This window comes from Comamonas sp. 23 (genome assembly GCF_049601575.1).
GTDB classification, from domain to species: Bacteria; Pseudomonadota; Gammaproteobacteria; order Burkholderiales; family Burkholderiaceae_C; genus Comamonas; species Comamonas squillarum.
Genome location: NZ_CP187127.1, coordinates 4,839,674 through 4,860,260, shown reverse-complemented (window position 1 = coordinate 4,860,260; position 20,587 = coordinate 4,839,674). Strand labels below are relative to the sequence as shown.

The window sequence follows — 20,587 nt, the reverse complement described above, 5'->3', positions numbered from 1 at the left end:
CTTGCCACCCTCTGGCTTGATTCAGATTCAGCATCTGCTGCCGCACGGAATTTTGAATGAATACATGGTTTTTTAAACGCACAGCTTGTGCCCTGCTCGCGGCCCATATGGCTGCAGTGGCCGCCCTGGCCCCCCTGCAGGCGCGGGCCGACACCAGCTTGCCTGCGATGGGTGAGGGCGCCGAGATGACCACCAGCGAGGAGCGGCGCCTGGGCGATGACATTGCACGCGAGATCTACCGCGATCCACAGTTTCTGGATGACGCGATTCTGTATGAGTACGTCAACGGCATTTGGCAGGAGCTGATGCTGGCGGCACGCCAGCGCGGCACCATGACGTCTGAACTGCAGGAGCGCTTTGCCTGGCAGGTGATGCTGATCCAGGATGCCACCGTGAATGCCTTTGCGCTGCCCGGCGGCTTTATGGGCGTGCAGACCGGCCTGGTCGGCGTGGTCGGCAGCCGCGATGAGCTGGCCTCGGTTCTGGCCCACGAGATGAGCCATATCACCCAGCGCCATATTGCGCGCATGCTGGCGCGCCAGTCGCGCATGACGCCGGTGATGATTGCCGGCATGATTTTGGGCGCGTTGGCTGCCAGCAAGAACCCGGCTGCGGCCCAGGCGCTGATGGTGGGCAGTTCGGCCGCTGCCATCCAGTCGCAGCTGAACTTCTCACGCGATATGGAGCGCGAGGCGGACCGCACCGGCATGAGTCTGATGCCGCCTGCCGGCTACTCGCAAGCGGGGTTTGTCAGCATGTTTGAGAAGTTGCAACAAGCCAACCGCATGAATGACAACGGCAGCTGGCCGTATTTGCGTACCCACCCGCTGACGACGGAGCGCATTGCCGACATGCAGTCGCGCTTGCCCGCCGGCGCTGCACGCAAACCGCAGGACACGGGCATGGTGGCGCAGATGATGTCGGCCCGGGCGCGCATGCTGTCCAAGCCTGAGCCCCAGGTGCTGCACCAATGGGTGCAGCTGACCACGGCGGCCGATTTTGCCAACCGCTCTTTGGAGCAGCGGGCGGGTGTCTGGTATCTGGCTGCCATGTCGCACAACCAATTGGGGCGCCAGGCGGAGGCCCTGGCGGCGTTGGACCAGCTGGATGCCTCCGTGCAGGCCCATCCCGATGCGATGCGCCAGGCGCAGCTGCTGCGTGCTGATCTGGCATTGCGCAACCGCCAGCCGCAAGATGCGTTGGCGGCGCTGGCCAAGATCCAGCCACTCAAGCCCCCAGCCAGCAAGGCCGGCAGCACTTCGGTCACGGTCAGCAATGCAATGACCGGCCTGGTCAACGAAGCGGTGATCACACAGGGCTCTGACAAATCGCTGAGCATCCAGGACAGCAGCCGCGATGTGCTGCTGCCGGAGGTCAAGGCGGTGGTGGGGGACGATGCCGGCCAGGGCAGTGACCGGCCCGAGCTGGTGCTGGCTGCGCAAGCCCTGGCGCAGCTGCCCGCCACGGGTTTGACGGCCTATGACGGGGTATTGCGCCAGACCAGCAGCCGCCTGCAGACCCTGGTCGTGCAGTGGCCCAAGGATGCGGGGGCCTGGCTTGCGCTGTCGTGGGTGCTGCGCCAGCAGAACCAGCCGCTGCGCTCCATTCGCGCGGAGGCCGAGAGCCGGGCCGCGCAGTATGACTACGCGGCAGCGGTAGACCGCCTGCGCGCCGGGCAGGACATGGCGCGCAACAGCCCAAACCGCAACGACTACTATGAGGCTTCGATCATCGACACCCGCTTGCGCGAGATGCAATCACTTGCCAAGGAGCAGGCGGCCCGTAAGTGATTCGATGACCAGGCTGATGATGGAGTAGAGCACCGAGCCGATCAGCGCAGCCCAAAAGCCATGCACCACAAAGCCGCTGCCTGCAATGCCGGACGCGGCCCAGAACATCAGCGCGTTGATGACAAAGATGAACAGGCCCAAGGTGAGGATGGTGACGGGCAGGGTCAGCACGATCAGCACAGGGCGCACGATGGCATTGCACAGCCCTATCAGCAGCGCTGCAATCAACGCCGCGCCAAAGCTGCGCACTTCCACGCCACTGTAAAGGTAGGCGACACAGAGCAGGGCGACTGCGGAGAGCAGCCATTTGAGGATGAGTTTCATGGCGCCAGCATAGCGGATGGCGGGCGTGCTGTGTATAGGCCGGCATCCAATGATGGAAGGTTTGTTTACCGAGCCCAGCCATGAAAAAAGCGCCCGAAGGCGCTTTGTGTTGGGTGATGAGGCTGATGGCTTACACGCCGTCCAGCACCAAGCTGAAGCAGATACCCAGAATCCCCAGCAGCGAGCCTGCCAGCTTGGCAGGACGTGGCACAAAGTCGGCCGATGGTGGCTCGGAGATGGCCTTGGGGCGGCGCCAGTCCAGCACTTCGGCCTCGGGGTACTCGGCGTGGAGCTGGGCGGTCATTTGCTGCACGCTCACTTCCGAGATATGGGTCGAGACTCGGGCGCGCTGCAGCTGGGTGCTTTGCGGGATCAGGCCCTCAAACAGGTTTTTGGCCCACTTGTTGCGCCACTTTTCGAGGGTGCTGCGATTGCCCCAGCGGCTGGCCCTGCGGGTGATCTTGGGGGCGCAAGCCACCAGCACCCAGTGCTCGTCGTTGATGGTTGCGCACTCGTTCAAGCGCTGCAGGGCAAAGGCGGCATCATCTACAAAGACTATTTTTACGTTCATCCAAGTGGCCTAAGTGGGGCTGGCAGCGTGGGGCTGCCAGCGGTGGTGGTAGAGGGCGGTTATAGGCTTAGTGTACGTTGGCCGCCGGGAGTTCCTTGGCTTTTTTGCTGGCCAGCCATTTGCCCAGCACCAGCACGACCAGTGCGCCAGCCGCAGCAGCTGCATAGTGCAGGGTCTTGCTCTGGTCGATCTTGAACATCCAGGTCCACTTGTCGGGGTTGGCAAACACGGGGTCAGAGACCAGCATGCCGCCCGCAATCCAGCCCAGCAGCATGCCGCCAGCGGTGATGACCATCGGGAAGCGCTCCATCAGCTTGATGACCAACTGGCTGCCCCAGACGATGATCGGGATCGAGATCAGCAGGCCCAGAACGATCAGCAGCATGTGGTGCTCGTCGCCGGCGTTCTGCGCGGCGCCAGCAATGGCGATCACGTTGTCCACGCTCATCACCAGGTCGGCAACGATGATGGTCTTGATGGCGGCAAACAGACGGTCGCTGCCTTGGATGTTGCCATGGTCTTCGTCTTCAGGCACCAGCAGCTTGACGCCGATCCAGAACAGCAAGATGGCGCCGACAAACTTCAGGAACGGCAGCGCCAGCAGGAACATCGCGAACGCGATCAGGATGACGCGCAAGATGATCGCGCCAGCGGTACCGAAGATGATGCCTTTGCGGCGCAGGTCAGGGGGCAGCTTGCGGCATGCCAGGGCAATCACCACCGCGTTGTCGCCGCCCAGCAGGATGTCGATGATGATGATTTGGCCCAGTGCAATCCAGAAGGGCGCGTGCGTCAGAAAATCCAAGTCCATGTAAGCACCTAATTTTTGAAAAAGCGGCCCATGCACCATGCACAGACCAGCCAGTGGGGTGTCGTTACAAGTCAGGGAGGCGACGCGGTTCAGCGTTGGCGCCGTGATGGCCAACCGCCGGGCAGTAGCTTCGAAGACCTGTGGTGCGGCACCATGGTTTTCAAAGGTCTTGCTCAGATCATGTGGGCCATGAACCTAACGCGCCGGAAGCCGTGAGGCTTCGTACTGACGACGCATTACATGTCTCTGCGCTTGCCGCTGGCAAGGCATCAACGGGAGCTACTCCCCTTCGTCAGCGCGTATTGGAACACAAACCAAGCGCTTTGGGGTGACAAAGACCGGGCCACTGCACAGAGTATTCCCGCATGTTTGTGTTTGCCCACACCTGTGGATAACAAGCTGTGAACAAGTGGGGGGTGCATCGCCGCTTGGCGGTTCCGCCGCCACAGGGCTATCATCGATGGCAGCTATGGAACTCATCCACCTCACCGATCTGGAAGCAGCCATCAACCACTGGCGCCAGCGTGCGCCCAGTGGCCCTGGCGCATCCTTGGCGCCGCAGGTGGCTGCGCTGGCCGCAGTCTACGCGCGGCTGGTCTACCAGCGCCGCGATGGGGTGGACGCGCGCGAGATGGGGCAAGCCGCCATGCAGGCCTGGCTGGCCTGGTGGGAGACCACACCGGATACGCCCTGCATCGCCATCTGCTCGACCAGCCAGGGCGATGCGGTCTGCAAGGGCTGCGGCCGCAGCTTTGACGAGGTGCAGCACTGGCTGGCCTACAGCCCCGTGCAAAAGCGGGCGGTGTGGCGGCGCATCACCTTGCAGGGCACGGCCTGGCGCTTCAACCGCCATGCGGAACGTGCGCGTTCCGCAGGCGGCATCACTTCCAGCGAATAGGTTCTACAAAGACGGTGCCCTTGTCGCTGGACAGGGTCAGCTGGCCTTCCTGGATGGTGGCCTGCAGCTGCATGCTGCGCTCGGCCAGATCGGCCAGCGATTGCGACACCTCGGTCGGCAGGCGGAACACCTCGAGCTTTTCCTGGCGCGCGAGCTTGCCTTCCAGGCCCTTCCACCAGATCTCGGCTGCATGGTTGAAGCAGTAGACCAGCATGTGGTCCGACTTGTTGCAGGCCTTGGTGATCGGCTTTTCTTCGGGCTGGCCCACTTCGATCCAGATGCGCTTGGCGCCGGTGAAGTCGGTCAGGTGCACATCAGGGTTGTCCGGGTCGGACAGGCCGGCGCCAAAGCCCAGCGTGCCGTCGCCATTGCACAGGTCCTGCAGCTGGTGGGCGTTCAGGGCCAGCGCCACCAGGCGCACCATCATGCGCTCGTCGGTTTCGCTGGGGTGGCGCGCCAGGGTCAGGTTGTGGTCGGCGTAGTAGTTGTGGTCGATATCGGCAATCGACAGATTCGCCTTGTAGATCGTGGATTTGATAGCCATGGGGCAGGGTCTGGTGACGAAGCCTGGGCTTCGGGGGTGAATCCGGCGCGCCCGGCTGGCGCGTTGCGCTTGGCCGGGCGGTGAGAGAAAAAAGGCAAGAGGCCAGGGAGCGCCTGGCCTCTTGGGGGGAGCGTACTTAAACGCGCTGGGCCAGCTCGGTGGCCTTGCCGATGTAGCTGGCCGGGGTCATGGCCAGCAGGCGCTCCTTGTCGGCCTGCGGGATCTCCAGGCTGCGGATCAGCTGGTGCAGGTCTTCGGCGCGCACCGTCTTGCCACGGGTGACTTCCTTGAGCTTTTCATAGGCGCCTTGCACGCCATAGCGGCGCATGACGGTCTGGATCGGCTCGGCCAGCACTTCCCAGGCATTGTCCAGGTCTTCGGCCAGGCGCTCTTCGTTCAGCTCCAGCTTGTTCAGGCCGGTCATCAGCGAGGTGTAGGCCAGTGCAGCATAGCCGGTGGCCACGCCGATGTTGCGCAGCACGGTGGAGTCGGTCAGGTCACGCTGCCAGCGGCTGATCGGCAGCTTCTCCGACAGGTGGCGCAGCAGTGCATTGGCCAGGCCCAAGTTGCCTTCGGCGTTTTCGAAGTCAATCGGGTTGACCTTGTGCGGCATCGTCGACGAGCCGATCTCGCCGGCCTTGAGGCGCTGCTTGAAGTAGCCCACCGAGACATAGCCCCAGATGTCACGCGAGAGGTCGATCAGGATGGTGTTGGCGCGGGCGATGCCGTCGAACAGTTCAGCCATGTAGTCATGCGGCTCGATCTGGATCGAGTAGGGCTGGAAAGTGAGGCCCAGGCCCTGGGGCTCGTGCTTTTCCACGACGTTCTTGCTGAAGCTTTCCCAGTCGAACTCGGGCCAGGCCGACAGGTGGGCGTTGTAGTTGCCCACGGCGCCGTTCATCTTGGCCAGCAGCTTGACATTGGCAATGCGGTCCATCGCCGCTTGCAGGCGCACCACCACGTTGGCCAGTTCCTTGCCCACGGTCGTGGGGCTGGCGGTCTGGCCGTGCGTGCGGCTGAGCATGGGCACAGCCGCATACTGGTGCGCAATCTCGCGCAGCTTGAGCACCACGCGGTCCAGGCCCGGCAGGATCACCTGGTCGCGGCCGGCGCGGATTTGCAGCGCATGGCTGGTGTTGTTGATGTCTTCGCTGGTGCAGGCAAAGTGCACAAACTCGGCCGCCTTGAGCAGCTCTGGGCGTGCCTCGAACTTGCTCTTGATCCAGTACTCCACCGCCTTCACGTCGTGGTTGGTGGTCTTCTCGATGTCCTTGATCGCCTGGGCGTCGGCTTCGCTGAAGTTATTCACCAGGCCGTGCAGGTAGCTGCGTGCACCCTCGGACAGCGGCGAGAACTCGGCAAAACCGGCATCGGACAGCGCGATGAACCAGGTGATCTCCACCTGGACACGGCGATGCATATAGCCAAATTCGCTCATGATCGGGCGCAGGGTGGACAGTTTGGAGGCGTAACGGCCATCCAGCGGAGAAAGGGCGGTAAGGGAAGACAGGCTCATGGGCCGCTATTGTAGAAGCGGGCCGTTTGCCGCGGCTGCAGTCTGGATTTGCCTAATTACAATCGAGAGGTGCAAATGTCCCGTACGGACCCCCATGCCCATGGCAGCTTGGAGGTCCCTGCGGACCGGATCGACGCCACCTGCCTGAGCCTGAAGCTATGAAATTGCTAGGAAGCCTGACCAGTCCCTATGTGCGCAAGGTGCGCGTGGTGCTGGCCGAGAAAAAACTCGATTACCGCATGGAGACCCTGGATGTCTGGGGCGACAGGGCCACGATTGCCTCGGTCAACCCGCTGGGCAAGGTGCCCTGCCTGGTGCTGGACGACGGCTCGGTGCTGGTGGACTCGCGGGTGATCGTCGAGTACCTGGACACCTTGTCGCCGGTGGGCCGGTTGATCCCCAGCCTGGGCCGCGAGCGCGCCGAAGTGCGCAGCTGGGAGGCGATGGCCGATGGCGTGCTCGATGCCGCCGTGCTGGCGCGCATGGAGTATGCCTTTGCCGGCCGCTCGGCCGAGCAGCGCAGCCCCGCCTGGGTGGAGCGCCAGTTGGGCAAGGTCTGGGCAGGGCTGGAGGCCATGGGCAACGGCCTGGGCCAGAAAACCTATTTTGCCGGCGCGGGTGTGCACATCAGCCTGGCCGATATCGCCGTGGGCTGCGCGCTGGCCTGGCTGCGCTTTCGCTTTCCCGAGCTGGATTGGGCGTCGCGCCACCCCAATCTGGCGCGGCTGCTGGAGCGCCTGGAAGCCCGGCCCAGCTTTGCAGCGACACAGCCTGAAGGCTGAGGCGCTCCCGACCTGCTGGCTCAGGGCTGAGAGGCTCCCGAGCCTACAGCCACGGGCAGGCTGCGCGCGGGCAAAAAAAGGCCCAGTCGTCTGGACTGGGCCTGGGTATAAAAAAAGTTGCGAAGCGTCCCGAAGTGAATGATAGAGAGGGAGGGAGGAGAAGCACTTCAGGTTTGCAGTCATGCCGGATTGGGCCTGAAAGACTTCGCAACATTAAAAAGGGTCGGTAAAAACTGCTTCTGTAGCCTTTACATGGTTCACAGAGTGGAAGGTCGGTTTTAAGTTTCCGCCTGCCACCATAAATGTATTGTAAACAAATAAATAATTTGTTTCATTACGTTATCATTCGTCGAATTAATCAGTGAGCGTTAGGCGATAGTACATCGTTTTGAATGCCGTTGCGCGTAAGTGAATGCTAGCGACGGGTGATGACGCAGTATAAACCCTTATGAATTCCCGAGTTCCATCGGTCTTTCTGCAGGTTTTATGCGGTCTGTAACACCGTTGCCCACAGCGTTCGCACCGTCTGCTGCTCTTCGAGCAAAGCCGTCTCAGGCACCTGGGTGGGCGCCTCGTTCAGCCTGGCCAAATGTTGCACACGGCGCAATGCGCGGTAGGCATTCGCACTCGCCTCACCCATGCCTTCGGGCAGCAAACCGGCACTTTCGGCACGCCGCAGCAAGGTGATGTTGCCCAGGTTGGGACGCAATTGGGGATTGCAAGCCGAATGCAGCAAAACCAGGTACTGCACGGCAAACTCCACATCCATCATGCCGCCCACGCTGTGCTTGACATCGAACAAGCCAGCGGGCACCGCATGGGCGCTGCGCACGCGCTCGCGCATGGTGGCGATCTCGCTGCGCAGCGCTGGCGCATCGCGCGGGGCGGTGATCACCGCTTCGCGCACCGCATCAAAGCGGGCAGCCAGCGCAGGGCTCCCCAGCACAAAGCGGGCGCGCGTCATCGCCTGGTGCTCCCAGGTCCAGGCGGTGTTGCTGCCGCGCTGCTGCTGGTAGTTGGCGTAGGAGTCAAAGCTGGTGACCAGCAGGCCGGAGTTGCCGTTGGGGCGCAGCGCCGTGTCGATCTCGAACAGGTCGCCTTCGCCGGTCTTGACGGTGAGCCAGCTGATGAGCTTGCGCACAAAGGCCGAATAGACCTCGGGTGCGCGCTCGTCGTCGTCGCCAAAGACAAAGACAATGTCCAGGTCGCTGCCGTAGCCCAGCTCCTTGCCGCCGAGCTTGCCGTAGCCGATGATGCCGAACTGCGGCTCGGCGCGGTGCGCGCTCTTGAGCCGGCCCCAGCACCAGCGCGTGGTCACGCGCAGCACGGCATCCGCCAGCGCCGAGAGGTCATCGGCCACCTGCTCGACCGTGATCTGCTGCTCGATGTCGCGTGCCAAGGTGCGGAAGGTCTCGGCATGGTGGGCGCGGCGCAGCAGGTTCAGCAGGTTTTCATCGTCGTCTTCTGCGGTGGATTGCAAGGCGGCACGGCGCCGCTCCAGATCCGCCTCAAACTCCTGCGGGTTGAAGCGCTCATGCATCAGTGCATCGCTGGCCAGCTCGTCGATGACGCCGGGGTGCTGCAGCATGTAGCGGGCCGGCCATTTGGCCGCGCCCAGCATGTGCATCAGTTTTTCATGCACGGCCGGGCGCTCCTGCAGCATGGCCAGGTAGCTTTCGCGGCGCAGCAGCGATTCCATCCAGTCGGCCAGGCGCACCGCGGCGATCTCGCTGACCTGGCCCTGGCTGAGCCACTGGGCCGTGCGCTGCAGCAGCAAAACCAGGCGCCCCAGGCCCGCATCGCTCAGGTAGCTGTAGCGGGGATTGCGCTGCCACTGCAGCACGCGCTCGCGCACCGCCTCGGGCAGCTTGGGCAGCACGGTCTCCAGTTCGGGCGGGCTGGCAGCGGCCCCCTTGGCGCCGCCGCATTGGCCGCTCTTGCAGGCTTCGTTGCCGCCCAGCAGTTTGTCAAACTCCTGTGCGACCAGCTCGCGGTGCGCATCGAGCTGGTGCAAGAAGCGGCACTCGTCGTCATAGCCCAGCGTCTGGGCCATCCACCGCAGGTCGTCATCGCGCGTGGGCAGCACATGGGTCTGCTGGTCGTCCAGGTACTGGATGCGGTGCTCCACCTTGCGCAGAAAAGTGTAGGCGTCGGCCAGGGCCTGTGCGGTTTCGGGCGCCATCAGGTTGGCGCGCTCCAGGCGGGGCAGGGCCTCCAAGGTGGCGCGGCAGCGCAGCTCGGGGAACTGGCCGCCTCGCACCACCTGCAGCAGCTGCACGATGAACTCGATCTCGCGGATGCCGCCGCGCGAGAGCTTGACGTCATTGGCGCGCTCGGGGTGGCCCGCGCTGCGCTTGGCCGCATGCTCGCGGATCTGGCGGTGCAGGCTGCGCAGCGAATCGAAGACCGCGTAGTCGAGGTAGCGGCGGAACACAAAAGGCAGCACCGCGCCGCGCAGCGCCTGCACATTGGGGCTGCGGATATCGGCCAGTGGCGCCACGATGCGGCTCTTGAGCCAGGCAAAGCGCTCCCACTCGCGGCCATGGGTCTGCAGGTAGTCTTCCAGCGCCGCAACCGAGATGGCGGCTGGGCCGGAGTTGCCATTGGGCCGCAGCATCAGGTCCACGCGGAACACAAAGCCGTGCTCGGTGGTCTCGCCAATCAGCTGGTAGATCAGCTTGATCGCGCGGATGAAGTACTCATGGTTGCTGAGCTTGCCTCGGCCATCGGGCTGGCCCTGGGTCTCGCCCTCTTGCTCGTAGATATAGATCAGGTCGATGTCGCTGGAGACATTGAGCTCGCGCGCGCCCAGCTTGCCCATGCCGATCACCCACAGCTGCACCGGGTTGCCATCGGCGTCGCGCGGGGCGCCATGGCGGCTGTCGAGCTCGGCCCGCGCAGCGGTGCAGGCGGCATCGAGCGCCAACTCGGCCAGCTCGGTCACGCCCCGGGTGATGGTCTGCAGATCGGCCTGCTCGTCGCAGTCCAGGTGCACCAGGCGCTCCATCACCAGCTGGCGAAGAATGCGCAGCGCAGCGCCCAGTGCATAGCCCTGGGCCTGCAGCGCAGCCAGGGTCGGTGCCATCGTGGCATGCGTAGGGGGGCCGCTGGGCAGCAGATCGAGCAAACCCTCGTAGCGGCGGTGCAGGCGCTGGACGAAGCGCGAATGCTCAGACAGAGGCAGGCTGGCCTGCGGGGGCGTGATATCCGTGTGTGCCATAGCGCTTTATCGACAATGTCCTGCGGCAGACCTGTTCAAATGCTCACATATGCAACGCGAGCGAGGGACTTGCCGCGGGTCATAATTTCGCTTTCCCCTTACTGATTGGACTCGATTGACTGTGCGCGCGCCCCGATTGCTCAAGCTCGCTGCCAAGCTGGTGCAATGGTCGCTGGGCTTATTGCTGGGCTTGGTGCTGCTGCTGGCCTTGGCGGTGGCGGCGCTGCATTGGTGGATTGTGCCCCGTATCAATGACTTTCGCCCGCAAGTGGAATCTAGGCTATCGCAGGCGCTGGGGGTGCCGGTGCGCATCGACCGGCTGCAGGCCGATGGCAACAACAGCCTGGTGCCCGCCATTGCGGTGCAGGGCCTGCGAATCGCGCAGCCCGATGGCTCTGCCGGGTTTACCCTGGATACGATCCAGGTGGCCTTGTCGGTGCCGTCGCTGTTGCGACTGCGGGCCGAGCAGATCGTCATCAACGCGCCGCAGCTGACGGTGCAGCGCGCCGCCGATGGCAGTGTGCGCGTGGCCGGCGTGTTGGTGGAGACCTCGCAGAGCCAGGACAGCGGCAGCGCTGCCGATTGGCTGTTTCGCCAGCGCGAAGTCCTGGTCCAGGGCGGCAGCATCACCTGGGATGACCAGCTGCGCGGTCTGCCGCCTGTCACCTTCAGCGACGTGCATCTGCTGCTGCGCAACCCCGGTCTGCGCCATGAATGGCAGCTGCGCGTGCGCCCGCCCGAGGACTGGGGCGACGCGCTGGAGCTGCGCGGCCGCATGCACCAGCCCATCTGGGCGCTGCACGATGGCCGCTGGAAGCACTGGAGTGGCCAGCTCTACCTAGAGGCGCTCCAGCTCAATGCCGCAGCGATGGCGCCCTACCTGCCGCCGGCGATGGGCCTGCAGCAAGGCCAGGGCTCGGCGCGCCTCTGGCTCGATGTGACGCGCGGCAAGCTCAGCAACGGCACGGCCGATGTGGCCTTGCGCGATGTGGGCGTGCGCCGCCAAGCTGCGGCGGCCAGCGATGACAAAGCGGCGCAGGGCACGGTGCTGCTGCTGCGCTCGGTGCAGGGACGCATCGGCGGCGCCGCCGATGACAGCGGCTTTCGCGTGCTGACGGAGAACCTGGCGGTGGAGTCGGCCAACGGCGAGCAATGGCCCGGTGGCAGCGCCCGCATCAACCATGTCTATGCCCAGGGCAAGCAGCCCAGCGAGACCGAAGCCAGTGCCCAGTCGCTCGATATTGCCTCGCTGGCTCAGCTGGCGCGGCTGCTGCCCATCCCCGACAACGCCCGCCAGTGGTTGCAGAGCAACCGGCCCGCGGGCCTGATCCGCAGCGCATCGGCCCATTGGCGTGGCGACATGGATACCTTGCAGGAATGGCAGGTCAAGGCCGATGTGGGCCAGCTGGCCTTTGGCATGCCGTCTGCCGCGCCACGCGCCAATGCGGCGCGCGACAGCCATGGCGGCCTGGTGCTGGCAGGCGGGCAGCCGCATGTGGGCCTGCGCGGGCTGGATCTGACGATTGATGCGCGGGCTGGTGGCGGCCAGGCCAAGATGGCCTTTGCCGATGGCGCGCTCTACCTGCCTTCGGTGTTTGAAGACCCGCAGGTCCCCATCACCTCGGCCAGCACCCAGCTGCAGTGGACGGTGCAGGGAGAGCATATCCAGATGCAGTCCGAGCGGCTGGAGTTTGCCAATGCGCATGCAGCCGGCCATGCGCGCTGGTCCTGGCAGACGGCCGACCCGCAGAAGACGGGGTCCCACTCGCGCTTTCCTGGCATCCTGCAGCTCAAGGGCGTGCTCGAGCGGGCCGATGGCACCCAGGTGCACCGCTATTTGCCGCTGCACATTCCACCCGATGCACGCCACTATGTGCGCGATGCCGTTCTGGCCGGCCAGGCCAGCAATGTGCAGTTCGAGATCAACGGCGATCTGTGGGAAGTGCCTTTCCCCGATTCGCGCCACGGCCTGTTCCGCATCGTGGCACCCGTGCGCGATGTGCGCTATGCCTATGTGCCCAACTCGCACCTGCACCCTGGCGAAAAGCCCTGGCCGGAGCTCAACCGCCTCTCGGGCGAGCTGGTGTTTGAGGGCAATGGCATGCAGGTCAACAAGGCCAAGGGCATTCTGGACGGCAACCAGCGCATCGTGGTCGACCAGACCAGTGCCCAGATTCCCGACTTCCATGCCACGCGCGTGCTTGTCAATGCACAGGCCAATGGGCCCTTGGCCGATATGCTGGCCACCGTGCGCGGCAGCGCGATCGATGCGCTGACCCAGCAGGCACTGGCGCAGACCCAGGCCGATGGTGATGCCCAACTGCAACTCAAGCTCGACCTGCCGGTGCATGACATGGCCCAGGCCAAGGTCGATGGCAAGGTGCTGCTGCCGGGCAACCGTATCCAGTTCCATGATGACTCACCGGTGGTCGACAAGGTTACCGGCGCGGTGCAGTTCTCCGAGCATGGTTTTGCGCTGCAGGAGCTGCAGGGCCAGGCGCTGGGCGGTGCGGTCAAGTTCTCCGGTGGCATGGATGTCAGCGGCCTGCCCGCTGGCGCGGACCATGGCCCCCGCCTCAAGGTGCGCGCCAATGGCGTGGCCACGGCCGACGGCCTGCTGCGCGCCAAGGAGCTGGGCCCGGTGGTGCAGCTGGCGCAACTGGCCCAAGGCCAGGCCGCCTACCAGTTGGACATCAGCATGGTCCAGGGCGTGCCGCTGGTGGGGGTGCGCAGCGATCTGGCCGGTATGGCCCTGGCGCTGCCGGTGCCGCTGAAAAAGGCGGCCGACGAGGTCTGGCCAACGCACTTTGCCAGCACCGTGCCGGAGGCGGCGCCCTCAGCGCTGGTGCGGCAGAACATGCAGCTCGATGTGGGTGGGCGCCTGCAGCTGCGCTATGTGCGCGATATCAGCAGCGATGACAAGGTGCCCGACAAGGTGGTCAGTGGCGTGCTGCGCCTGGGCGCCGGCGCGCTGACCTTGCCGGCCAAGGGCGTGATTGCCGAGGTGCAGCTGCCGCAGGTCGATGTGCAGGAGTGGCAGGCGCTGGCCCAGCGCCTCAAGGCCATGGCGCCGGCACAGAAGACGACTGTGGCAGAGGGCGCAGCGGCCGCAGGGGCGGCCCCCCCTCCGTCGCCCGCCGATGGCGACGCCTATGCCGCCTTTTTGCCCGACCACTGGGATATCCGCCTCGATACCGTGCAGGTGCGCGGCATGGATATCCACAACCTGCACCTGAGCGGCTCGCGCACGGGGCCGCGCTGGCGCAGCCAGGTCAGCTCCAGCCTGCTCGACGGCCAGCTGGAGTACGAGCAGGAGGCCAAGGGCCCGGGCACCATCCGCGCGCGGCTGAGCCAGCTGCGTGTGGGCCAGGAGGGCGCCGACAGCAAGGCCGCCGCCAGCCAAGATGACGCGCTGGGCCAGGAGCCCGGGCAGCTGCCGGCGCTCGATGTGGTGGTGGAGGACCTGCGCTGGCGCCAGCATTCGGTGGGCCGGCTGGAGGTTCAGGCCGTCAACCAGCGCCAAGCGGACAAATCCTGGTGGCAGCTGAAAAACATGGTGCTCTCGAACGATGCCGCCAGCCTGCAGGCCAGTGGCGACTGGGGTGCCCAGCGCAGCAGCAGCGGCGGGCGCCGTACCGAGCTGGAAATGCGCCTGGACCTGAAGGACACCGGCGCGCTGCTGGGCCGCCTGGGCATGGCCGGTGTGGTGCGCCAGGGCAAGGGCTCGGTGCAGGGGCGCATCGGCTGGACGGGCAGCCCCGTGAGCCCGGACTACACCAGCATGGACGGCAAGCTGCATATCGATGTCGGCCAGGGCCAGTTTCTGAAGGTGGAGCCCGGTGCGGCCAAGCTGCTGGGCGTGCTCAACCTGCAGGCCTTGCCGCGCCGGCTGACCCTGGATTTCAAGGACGTGTTCAGCGCAGGCTTTGGCTTTGACTTTGTGCGTGGCGATGTGCTGGTGAGCGATGGCGTGGCCTCGACCACGAACATGCAGATGAAGGGCGTGACCGCTGCCGTGCTGCTCGAAGGCAGCGCCAACCTGCGCGATGAAACGCAGGACCTGCATGTGGTTGTCATCCCCGAGCTGAACACCACGACGATGGCGCTGGTGACCACCGCCATCAACCCGGTCATCGGCATTGGCACCTTCCTGGCCCAGGCCTTGTTCAAGGGGCCGCTGACGCAGGCGGTGACCCAGGAGTTCGAGGTCAGCGGCTCCTGGTCGGAGCCCGAGGTCAAGCGCGTGGGCCGCAGGCAGGAAGCGGACAGCAACGCGGTGGGCACCCCGCATTGAGCGCCCGGCCGCTGCGCTGAGTCACCTTCGATATCCGCAGGCACCGCGCCCGGTCAGCGGTTACGGATAATAGCTGCCAGTTTCTCTTGCAGGATGCATCGATGAAAGTAACCGCACTCCAAATGGTGACCAGCACAGACTGGGAGCACAACCGCGCGCAGGCCTGGCAGCTGTTGCAGCAGGCGGCAGCCGCTGGTGCGGAGCTGGCGGTGCTGCCCGAGTACTTCTGCCTGATGGGCGAGCGCGATACCGACAAGCTGGCGCTGGCCGAGCCGTTTGGCGAAGGCCCCATGCAGCGGTTCCTGGCCGACAGCGCCCGCAGCCTGGGGCTGTGGATCGTTGGCGGCACCGTGCCGCTGCAGGGGCCGGACGCCGCGCATGTCTACAACAGCAGCTGCGTCTACAACCCGCAGGGCGACTGCGTGGTGCGCTACGACAAGATGCATTTGTTTTGCTATGCCAACGAGCGCGAGTCCTATGACGAACACCGCGTCATCGCGCCTGGCCATGCGCCGGTGCACTTTGACCTGCCCAGCCACGATGGCCACCGCTGGCGCATCGGCCTGAGCATCTGCTACGACCTGCGCTTTCCCGAGCTCTACCGCCTGCATGCGCAGGCGGGCGCCCAGCTGATGCTGGTGCCCAGCGCCTTTACCTACACCACAGGCCAGGCGCACTGGGAGCTGCTGCTGCGCGCGCGTGCCGTCGAGAACCTGGCCTATGTGCTGGCCGCAGCCCAAGGCGGCCAGCATGAAAACGGCCGCCGCACCTGGGGCCACAGCATGGCCATCAACCCCTGGGGCGAGGTGATGGCGCTGCAGGCGAGCGAGCCCGGCATGGTGCTGGCCGACCTGGACTGGGCGCAACTGCAGCGCTGGCGCCAGCAGCTGCCTGCCTTGCAGCACCGCGTATGCTGATGGCGCATTGGGCGCAGTCGCTGGCGCAGCGCTGGCACCAGAGCTGGCGGCGTTGGTCGCTGTGGTCGGCGCTGGTGCTGCTGGTGGCGGGCACCTTGGTTACCCAGGTCTGGCTGGCCGGGCGCTATGAGATCTCTGAAGTGCAGCAGCGCCTGGACCGTGAGGCCCAAGATGCCGTCAGCGATATCCGCAGCCGGTTCAACGACAACGTCAACCGCCTGCGCAGCATGCCGCGCTATGACAGCGATGTGATGGCCTGGCAGTCGGCCGCGGCCACCATCTTGCGCAACCAGCGTGACCTGGCGCATATCGAGTGGCGCAACCCGCAGCTGCAGATCGAGGCCAGCGAGGAGTCGCCTTATTTGAACCTGCAGTGGTCGGCCATTGACCGCACCGGCATGAACACCGAGAGCCATACCGCCTGCCTGCGTGCCCGCAACACGGGAGCAGCCTCGTACGCGGGCAGCTATTTCCTGTCGCAGGGCAATGGCACCGGGCTGGAGCTGCTCGAACTGTGCGTGCCGGTGATTACTGGTGACCAGCTGCACGGCTTTGCGGTGGCCACCTACATCCTGCAGAACGTGCTGTCGGACCTGGTCAACGAGAGCCTGCGCCGCAACCATGAGCTGTCCTTCACCGAGACCGATGGCACGCGGCTGGCGATTGTCAGCACGCCCCGGCGCGGCACGCGCGTGTTCACCTCCAACCAGCTGCTCGATCTGCCCGGCGTGGCGCTGATGCTGCGGGTGGACAGCTGGCATGCGGCGCCCAATGTCTTTCCCAATGTGCTCACCGCCCTGGTCACCGGCATGTCGATCGCGCTGATCACCGTGCTGGTGGTGCTGGTGCGCGACAACCGCCGCCGCCTGAAAGCCGAGCGCGATCTGGGTGATGCGCTGGCCTTTCGCAAGGCGATGGAAGACTCGCTGGTGACAGGGCTGCGCGCGCGCGACCTGCATGGCAAGGTCACCTATGTGAACCCGGCGTTTTGCGAGATGGTGGGCTTTTCGGCCGAGGAGATTCTGGACCCGAGCAAGGCCACGCCTTACTGGCCGCCGGAGATGGCGCCCGAATACGCGCGCCGCCAGCAGATCCGCCTGTCAGGCCATTTGCCGCCGCCGCGCGAGGGCTATGAATCGACCTTCATGCACAAAGAAGGCCGGCGCTTTCCGGTGCTGATTTTCGAGGCCCCGCTGATCAATGCCGCCGGGCTGCATACCGGATGGATGAGCGCCTTTGTCGACATGAGCGAGCAGCGCCGGGTCGAGGAGCTCTCGCGCGCCTCGCAGGAGCGCCTGCAGGCCACCGCGCGCCTGGCGACGGTGGGCGAGATGGCCTCGCTGCTGAGCCACGAACTCAACCAGCCGCTGGCCGCGATCTCCAGCTATGCGACGGGCATCATGAACCTGCTGCCCGATGGCGCCTCGCCCGATGAGGTGCAGGAGCACCTGCCCGATGTGCGCATGGCCGTGCAGCGCATGGCCTTCCAGGCCGAGCGGGCGGGCAAGGTCATCAAGAGCGTGCATGGCTTTGTGCGCCGGCGCGACCAGTCGCGCGAGTTTTTGCAGGCCTCCGAGCTGATGGACGCGGTATTGCCGCTGGTGCGGCTGCAGGCGCGTAAACTCTATGTCGATGTGGCCACCGAGGTCGCGCCGGGCTTGCCCGCCGTTTTCTGTGACCGGACCATGGTCGAGCAGGTGCTGCTCAACCTCAGCCGCAATGGCATGCAGGCCATGGACTATGGCGGCACGCACCCCCGGGTGCTGCAGATGCTGGTGCGGCTGGCGCCCAGCGACGATGGCCGGTCCTGGGTGGAGTTTGTCGTGGCCGATGTGGGCGAGGGCATCACCGAGGAGGTGGCCGCACGCCTCTACACCCCCTTCTTCACCACCAAGGAGGAAGGCATGGGCCTGGGCCTGAGCCTGTGCCGCACTGTGGTCGAGCAGCATGGCAGCCACTTGCGCTATCTGCCCAACCAGCCCCGCGGGACCATCTTCAGTTTTACCCTGCCAACCTGGCGCAACGATTGAAAGTTCAGAGATGCAGCCGCTTGTGAATGCGACCGTGTATATCGTCGATGATGATGCCGAGGTGCGCGATGCCCTGGCCTGGATGCTGCGCTCGCGCCGCTTGCTCAGCGAGAGTTTTGCCTCGGCCGAGGCCTTTGAGGCCATGCTGCGCAGCCGCCCGCCCCAGGTGGACCCGGCCTGTGCGCTCCTGGATGTGCGCATGCCCGGCATGAGTGGCCTGGCGCTGTTTGACCGCTTGGTCGAGATGGATGTGATTGCCGCCTTGCCAGTGATTTTTTTGACCGGCCACGCCGATGTACCCACGGCGGTGGCCACCGTCAAGCGCGGTGCCTTTGATTTTTGCGAAAAGCCGTTTTCCGACAACGTGCTGGTCGACCGTATCGAGCATGCGCTGCAGGCATCGAGCGACTATCTGGAGACGCTGCGCTCGCAGCAAGGCGTGCGCGAGCGCGTGGCCGAGCTGACGGACCGCGAGCAGGCCGTCATGCGCCTGGTGATCGATGGCCTGCCCAACAAGCTGATTGCCGATGAGCTGACCATCAGCGTGCGCACGGTCGAAGTGCACCGGGCCCGGGTGTTTGACAAGATGCAGGTCAAATCAGCGGTGGAGCTGGCCAACCTGCTGCGCGATCTTTCCTGAGTCTGCCGTTAGCGCGGGCCCACAAAAAAGGGCGCCAGTCCTTGAACTGATGCCCTTTGTGTATTCCGCACAGGCAGGTGTTAACGGCCTGGCTGCACTTCACCGACATAAATCTCGACGCGGCGGTTGTGCGCGCGGCCAGCCGGGGTGTCATTGCTGGCCACGGGCTGGCGCGAGCCCATGCCCTGCACCTGGATGCGCGCGCCGTTCACGCCGCGCTGCGTCAGGTAGTTGCGGGCGCTCTCGGCGCGGGCGAGCGACAGCGGGTCGTTGATGCCGTCGTTGCCGGTGCTGTCGGTGTGGCCGATGATGCGCACCTGGGCATTGGGGTTGTTGCGCAGGCCTTCGGCAAAGCGGTCCAGGATGGGGGCGAAGTTGCCCTGGATGTCCGAGCGGTTGGTCTGGAACGAGATGTCGCTGGGGATATCGAGCTTGAGCTGGTTGTCCGGCGTCTGCGTCACCACCACACCGGTGCCCTGGGTGGCCTGCTCCATCTCCTGCTTTTGCTTTTGCATGTGTTGCGACCAGATGTAGGTGCCCAGCGCGCCAATGCCCGCGCCGATCACCGCGCCCGAGCCTGCATGGCCGCCAGCGATCGCACCCACGGCAGCGCCGCCCAGTGCGCCCACGCCGGCGCCGGTGGCGGTTTGGCGTTGGGTGTCAGACATGTTGGCGCAACCGCTCAGGATGGCCAGACTGGCAACGGCAGAGACTAGAATTTGTTTACGCATGCTTGAACTCCTCTGATGCAAGGGCCGCTCCGGAAATGGAGCATGCCGTGGATGCAAATTGTGGGCAGTAGAACTGCCAAATGCCAGAGACAAAGTTCAAAAATGGTAAAAATGACGGCAATGAGCGGCCATGTCCTACGATTTGCGCAAGCTAGTCGCGAGGAGGCTGCTCATCTTTGCTTACGATTTCCCCTTTTTTGCGACCGGCAAACATCGTCCACCAGACGATCGCCACCAGTATGACCAACGCCAATAGCGCTTCCAGCAATATCAGTCCCATCGGTACCCGCTCCTTACGTACGCTGTCGATGGCTGCGATTGTAGGAATTCTGGCCGCCTGCTCCAGCCAAGTCCCTTTGGACCAGCCGTCTTCGCCGACCACCCGCCCGCCGGTATCGGGCAGCATCGAGGTGCTGCCACCCGATGCCAATGAGCCGCTGCCCCCGGCAATCCAGCAGGCCAAGAGCCGCTGGGTGCCGGTGCACTGGTCGTCGGTGCCCGGCTTGGAGCAGGACAACCTGGCCGATGCCTGGAACGCCTGGATCAAAAGCTGCAGCCGCCCGCCCGCGCCGTTTGCGCAGTTCTGCTCCGAGGTGCGGCGCATGAGCCTGGCCTCGACCGAAGAGCAGCGCGCCTGGATGGTGTCGCGCTTTCAGCCCTACCGCGTCGAATCGCTCGACGGCAACCCCGATGGCATGCTGACCAGCTATTTCGAGCCCATGCTCGATGGCACGCGCCAACCGGGCAATGGCTATTCGATCCCGCTGTACCGGTCGCCAGCCACGCTGGGTACGCGCAAGCCCTGGTTCAGCCGCCAGCAGATCGAGACCCTGCCGCAGGTGCAGGCCGAGCTGCAGGACAAGGTGATTGCCTGGGTCAACGACCCGGTCGATGCGATGGTGCTGCACATCCAGGGCTCGGGCCGGGTGCGCATCCAGGAGGCCGATGGCTCGGTGCGCCTGATCCGTGTGGCCTATGCCGCCACCAATGACCATCCCTACAAGAGCATTGGCAAATGGCTGCTCGACCAGGGCCTGGTGCGCGATGCGACCTGGCCGGGCATCAAGGCCTGGATTGCCGCGAACCCGACCCGCGTCAACGAGCTGCTCTGGAGCAACCCGCGCTATGTGTTCTTCAAGGAAGAGCCGCTGTCGCCGCTCGATGCCGAGTTTGGCCCCAATGGCGCCCAGGGTGTGCCGCTGACCCCTGGCCGCTCGATTGCGGTGGACCGGGGCAGCATTCCCTACGGCACCCCCGTGTGGCTGTCGTCCACCGGCCCTACCGTGCAGCTCAACCGCCTGGTGATGGCGCAGGACACGGGCAGTGCCATCCTGGGCGCCGTGCGCGCCGACTACTTTGCCGGCTGGGGCCATGAGGCGGGTGATTTCGCCGGCCGGGTCAAGCAGCCGCTGCGCCTGTGGGTGCTGTGGCCCCGGGGCGTGGCCAAGCGCTGAGGCGCAGGGTTGGAGCCACCAAGGCCAGCTGCGAGGCTGGCCTTTTGCATGGCGCTGTTGCGGTG

The 20,587-nt window shown here is 65.0% G+C and carries 16 protein-coding genes; 8 read left to right on the top strand and 8 right to left on the bottom strand.

Annotation, left to right across the window (positions count from 1 at the left end; genetic code table 11):
* Positions 1-107 precede the first annotated feature (107 nt).
* The gene (locus ACPEE1_RS21905; RefSeq protein ID WP_423934869.1) at positions 108-1,790 is read left to right on the top strand and encodes a M48 family metalloprotease; all 1,683 of its coding nucleotides are present in this window, start codon (positions 108-110) and stop codon (positions 1,788-1,790) included.
* Here the strand turns inward: ACPEE1_RS21905 and ACPEE1_RS21900 are convergent.
* The 3 genes from ACPEE1_RS21900 to ACPEE1_RS21890 all read right to left on the bottom strand — a co-directional run bounded on the left by ACPEE1_RS21900 (position 1,758) and on the right by ACPEE1_RS21890 (position 3,496).
* Positions 1,758-2,114 carry a phage holin family protein gene (locus ACPEE1_RS21900; protein ID WP_230779770.1) on the bottom strand — a complete coding sequence of 119 codons (357 nt, stop codon included), beginning with the start codon at positions 2,112-2,114 and terminating at the stop codon, positions 1,758-1,760. The genes ACPEE1_RS21905 and ACPEE1_RS21900 overlap by 33 nt on opposite strands.
* Before the next feature lie 130 nt (positions 2,115-2,244).
* Positions 2,245-2,685: a hypothetical protein gene (locus ACPEE1_RS21895; RefSeq protein WP_182344647.1), complete on the bottom strand. Its 441-nt coding sequence runs from the start codon at positions 2,683-2,685 to the stop codon at positions 2,245-2,247.
* A gap of 67 nt (positions 2,686-2,752) precedes the next feature.
* Positions 2,753-3,496: a TerC family protein gene (locus ACPEE1_RS21890; RefSeq protein ID WP_021026609.1), complete on the bottom strand. Its 744-nt coding sequence runs from the start codon at positions 3,494-3,496 to the stop codon at positions 2,753-2,755.
* A 469-nt stretch (positions 3,497-3,965) separates the two neighbouring features.
* Between ACPEE1_RS21890 and ACPEE1_RS21885 the strand changes: the two genes are divergently transcribed.
* Positions 3,966-4,394: a DUF3717 domain-containing protein gene (locus tag ACPEE1_RS21885; RefSeq protein WP_423934868.1), complete on the top strand. Its 429-nt coding sequence runs from the start codon at positions 3,966-3,968 to the stop codon at positions 4,392-4,394.
* On the opposite strand, the gene ACPEE1_RS21880 is transcribed toward ACPEE1_RS21885, so the two are convergent.
* Both ACPEE1_RS21880 and purB read right to left on the bottom strand, forming a co-directional pair.
* Positions 4,378-4,938, bottom strand: coding sequence for a YaeQ family protein (locus ACPEE1_RS21880; protein ID WP_021026607.1), 561 nt, complete (start codon positions 4,936-4,938; stop codon positions 4,378-4,380). The genes ACPEE1_RS21885 and ACPEE1_RS21880 overlap by 17 nt on opposite strands.
* 136 nt (positions 4,939-5,074) lie before the next feature.
* On the bottom strand, positions 5,075-6,454 hold the full coding sequence (gene purB / locus ACPEE1_RS21875; protein ID WP_423934867.1) for an adenylosuccinate lyase: 1,380 nt from the start codon (positions 6,452-6,454) through the stop codon (positions 5,075-5,077).
* 158 nt (positions 6,455-6,612) lie between these two features.
* Here purB and ACPEE1_RS21870 point away from each other — a divergent pair, with 158 nt between their 5' ends.
* Positions 6,613-7,236 carry a glutathione S-transferase family protein gene (locus ACPEE1_RS21870; RefSeq protein ID WP_423934866.1) on the top strand — a complete coding sequence of 208 codons (624 nt, stop codon included), beginning with the start codon at positions 6,613-6,615 and terminating at the stop codon, positions 7,234-7,236.
* 484 nt (positions 7,237-7,720) lie between these two features.
* Here ACPEE1_RS21870 and glnE read toward each other — a convergent pair whose 3' ends face one another.
* The gene (glnE, locus tag ACPEE1_RS21865; protein ID WP_423934865.1) at positions 7,721-10,456 is read right to left on the bottom strand and encodes a bifunctional [glutamate--ammonia ligase]-adenylyl-L-tyrosine phosphorylase/[glutamate--ammonia-ligase] adenylyltransferase; all 2,736 of its coding nucleotides are present in this window, start codon (positions 10,454-10,456) and stop codon (positions 7,721-7,723) included.
* A gap of 121 nt (positions 10,457-10,577) precedes the next feature.
* On the opposite strand from glnE, the gene ACPEE1_RS21860 reads away from it, so the two are divergent.
* From ACPEE1_RS21860 to ACPEE1_RS21845, 4 genes are all read left to right on the top strand, one after another.
* Complete coding sequence (locus tag ACPEE1_RS21860; RefSeq protein WP_423934864.1) at positions 10,578-14,750, top strand: YhdP family protein; 4,173 nt, start codon at positions 10,578-10,580, stop codon at positions 14,748-14,750.
* A gap of 101 nt (positions 14,751-14,851) precedes the next feature.
* On the top strand, positions 14,852-15,667 hold the full coding sequence (locus tag ACPEE1_RS21855) for a carbon-nitrogen hydrolase family protein (protein WP_182344659.1): 816 nt from the start codon (positions 14,852-14,854) through the stop codon (positions 15,665-15,667).
* Entirely contained in the window at positions 15,667-17,697 is a 2,031-nt protein-coding gene (locus ACPEE1_RS21850; protein ID WP_116926200.1) for a sensor histidine kinase, read from the top strand. The genes ACPEE1_RS21855 and ACPEE1_RS21850 overlap by 1 nt, the downstream gene beginning before the upstream one ends.
* Positions 17,698-17,707: 10 nt before the next feature.
* Positions 17,708-18,337: a response regulator transcription factor gene (locus ACPEE1_RS21845; RefSeq protein ID WP_116926074.1), complete on the top strand. Its 630-nt coding sequence runs from the start codon at positions 17,708-17,710 to the stop codon at positions 18,335-18,337.
* A gap of 80 nt (positions 18,338-18,417) precedes the next feature.
* Here ACPEE1_RS21845 and ACPEE1_RS21840 read toward each other — a convergent pair whose 3' ends face one another.
* Positions 18,418-19,068 (bottom strand): OmpA family protein, encoded by a 651-nt coding sequence (locus ACPEE1_RS21840; RefSeq protein WP_021026474.1) that lies wholly within the window; start codon positions 19,066-19,068, stop codon positions 18,418-18,420.
* A 151-nt stretch (positions 19,069-19,219) separates the two neighbouring features.
* Positions 19,220-19,348 carry a hypothetical protein gene (locus tag ACPEE1_RS21835; RefSeq protein ID WP_021026473.1) on the bottom strand — a complete coding sequence of 43 codons (129 nt, stop codon included), beginning with the start codon at positions 19,346-19,348 and terminating at the stop codon, positions 19,220-19,222.
* Here ACPEE1_RS21835 and ACPEE1_RS21830 point away from each other — a divergent pair.
* On the top strand, positions 19,308-20,522 hold the full coding sequence (locus ACPEE1_RS21830; protein ID WP_116926201.1) for a murein transglycosylase A: 1,215 nt from the start codon (positions 19,308-19,310) through the stop codon (positions 20,520-20,522). The two genes, ACPEE1_RS21835 and ACPEE1_RS21830, sit on opposite strands and share 41 nt — an antisense overlap.
* Positions 20,523-20,587 lie beyond the last annotated feature (65 nt).

Coding starts and splice junctions, on each gene's coding strand:
- ACPEE1_RS21905 (WP_423934869.1), top strand. CDS start 108: ATGGCTGCAGTGGCCGCCCTGGCCCCCCTGCAGGCGCGGGCCGACACC.
- ACPEE1_RS21900 (WP_230779770.1), bottom strand. CDS start 2,114: ATGAAACTCATCCTCAAATGGCTGCTCTCCGCAGTCGCCCTGCTCTGT.
- ACPEE1_RS21895 (WP_182344647.1), bottom strand. CDS start 2,685: ATGAACGTAAAAATAGTCTTTGTAGATGATGCCGCCTTTGCCCTGCAG.
- ACPEE1_RS21890 (WP_021026609.1), bottom strand. CDS start 3,496: ATGGACTTGGATTTTCTGACGCACGCGCCCTTCTGGATTGCACTGGGC.
- ACPEE1_RS21885 (WP_423934868.1), top strand. CDS start 3,966: ATGGAACTCATCCACCTCACCGATCTGGAAGCAGCCATCAACCACTGG.
- ACPEE1_RS21880 (WP_021026607.1), bottom strand. CDS start 4,938: ATGGCTATCAAATCCACGATCTACAAGGCGAATCTGTCGATTGCCGAT.
- purB (WP_423934867.1), bottom strand. CDS start 6,454: ATGAGCCTGTCTTCCCTTACCGCCCTTTCTCCGCTGGATGGCCGTTAC.
- ACPEE1_RS21870 (WP_423934866.1), top strand. CDS start 6,613: ATGAAATTGCTAGGAAGCCTGACCAGTCCCTATGTGCGCAAGGTGCGC.
- glnE (WP_423934865.1), bottom strand. CDS start 10,456: ATGGCACACACGGATATCACGCCCCCGCAGGCCAGCCTGCCTCTGTCT.
- ACPEE1_RS21855 (WP_182344659.1), top strand. CDS start 14,852: ATGAAAGTAACCGCACTCCAAATGGTGACCAGCACAGACTGGGAGCAC.
- ACPEE1_RS21850 (WP_116926200.1), top strand. CDS start 15,667: ATGGCGCATTGGGCGCAGTCGCTGGCGCAGCGCTGGCACCAGAGCTGG.
- ACPEE1_RS21845 (WP_116926074.1), top strand. CDS start 17,708: ATGCAGCCGCTTGTGAATGCGACCGTGTATATCGTCGATGATGATGCC.
- ACPEE1_RS21840 (WP_021026474.1), bottom strand. CDS start 19,068: ATGCGTAAACAAATTCTAGTCTCTGCCGTTGCCAGTCTGGCCATCCTG.
- ACPEE1_RS21830 (WP_116926201.1), top strand. CDS start 19,308: ATGACCAACGCCAATAGCGCTTCCAGCAATATCAGTCCCATCGGTACC.
- ACPEE1_RS21835 (WP_021026473.1), bottom strand. CDS start 19,348: ATGGGACTGATATTGCTGGAAGCGCTATTGGCGTTGGTCATACTGGTG.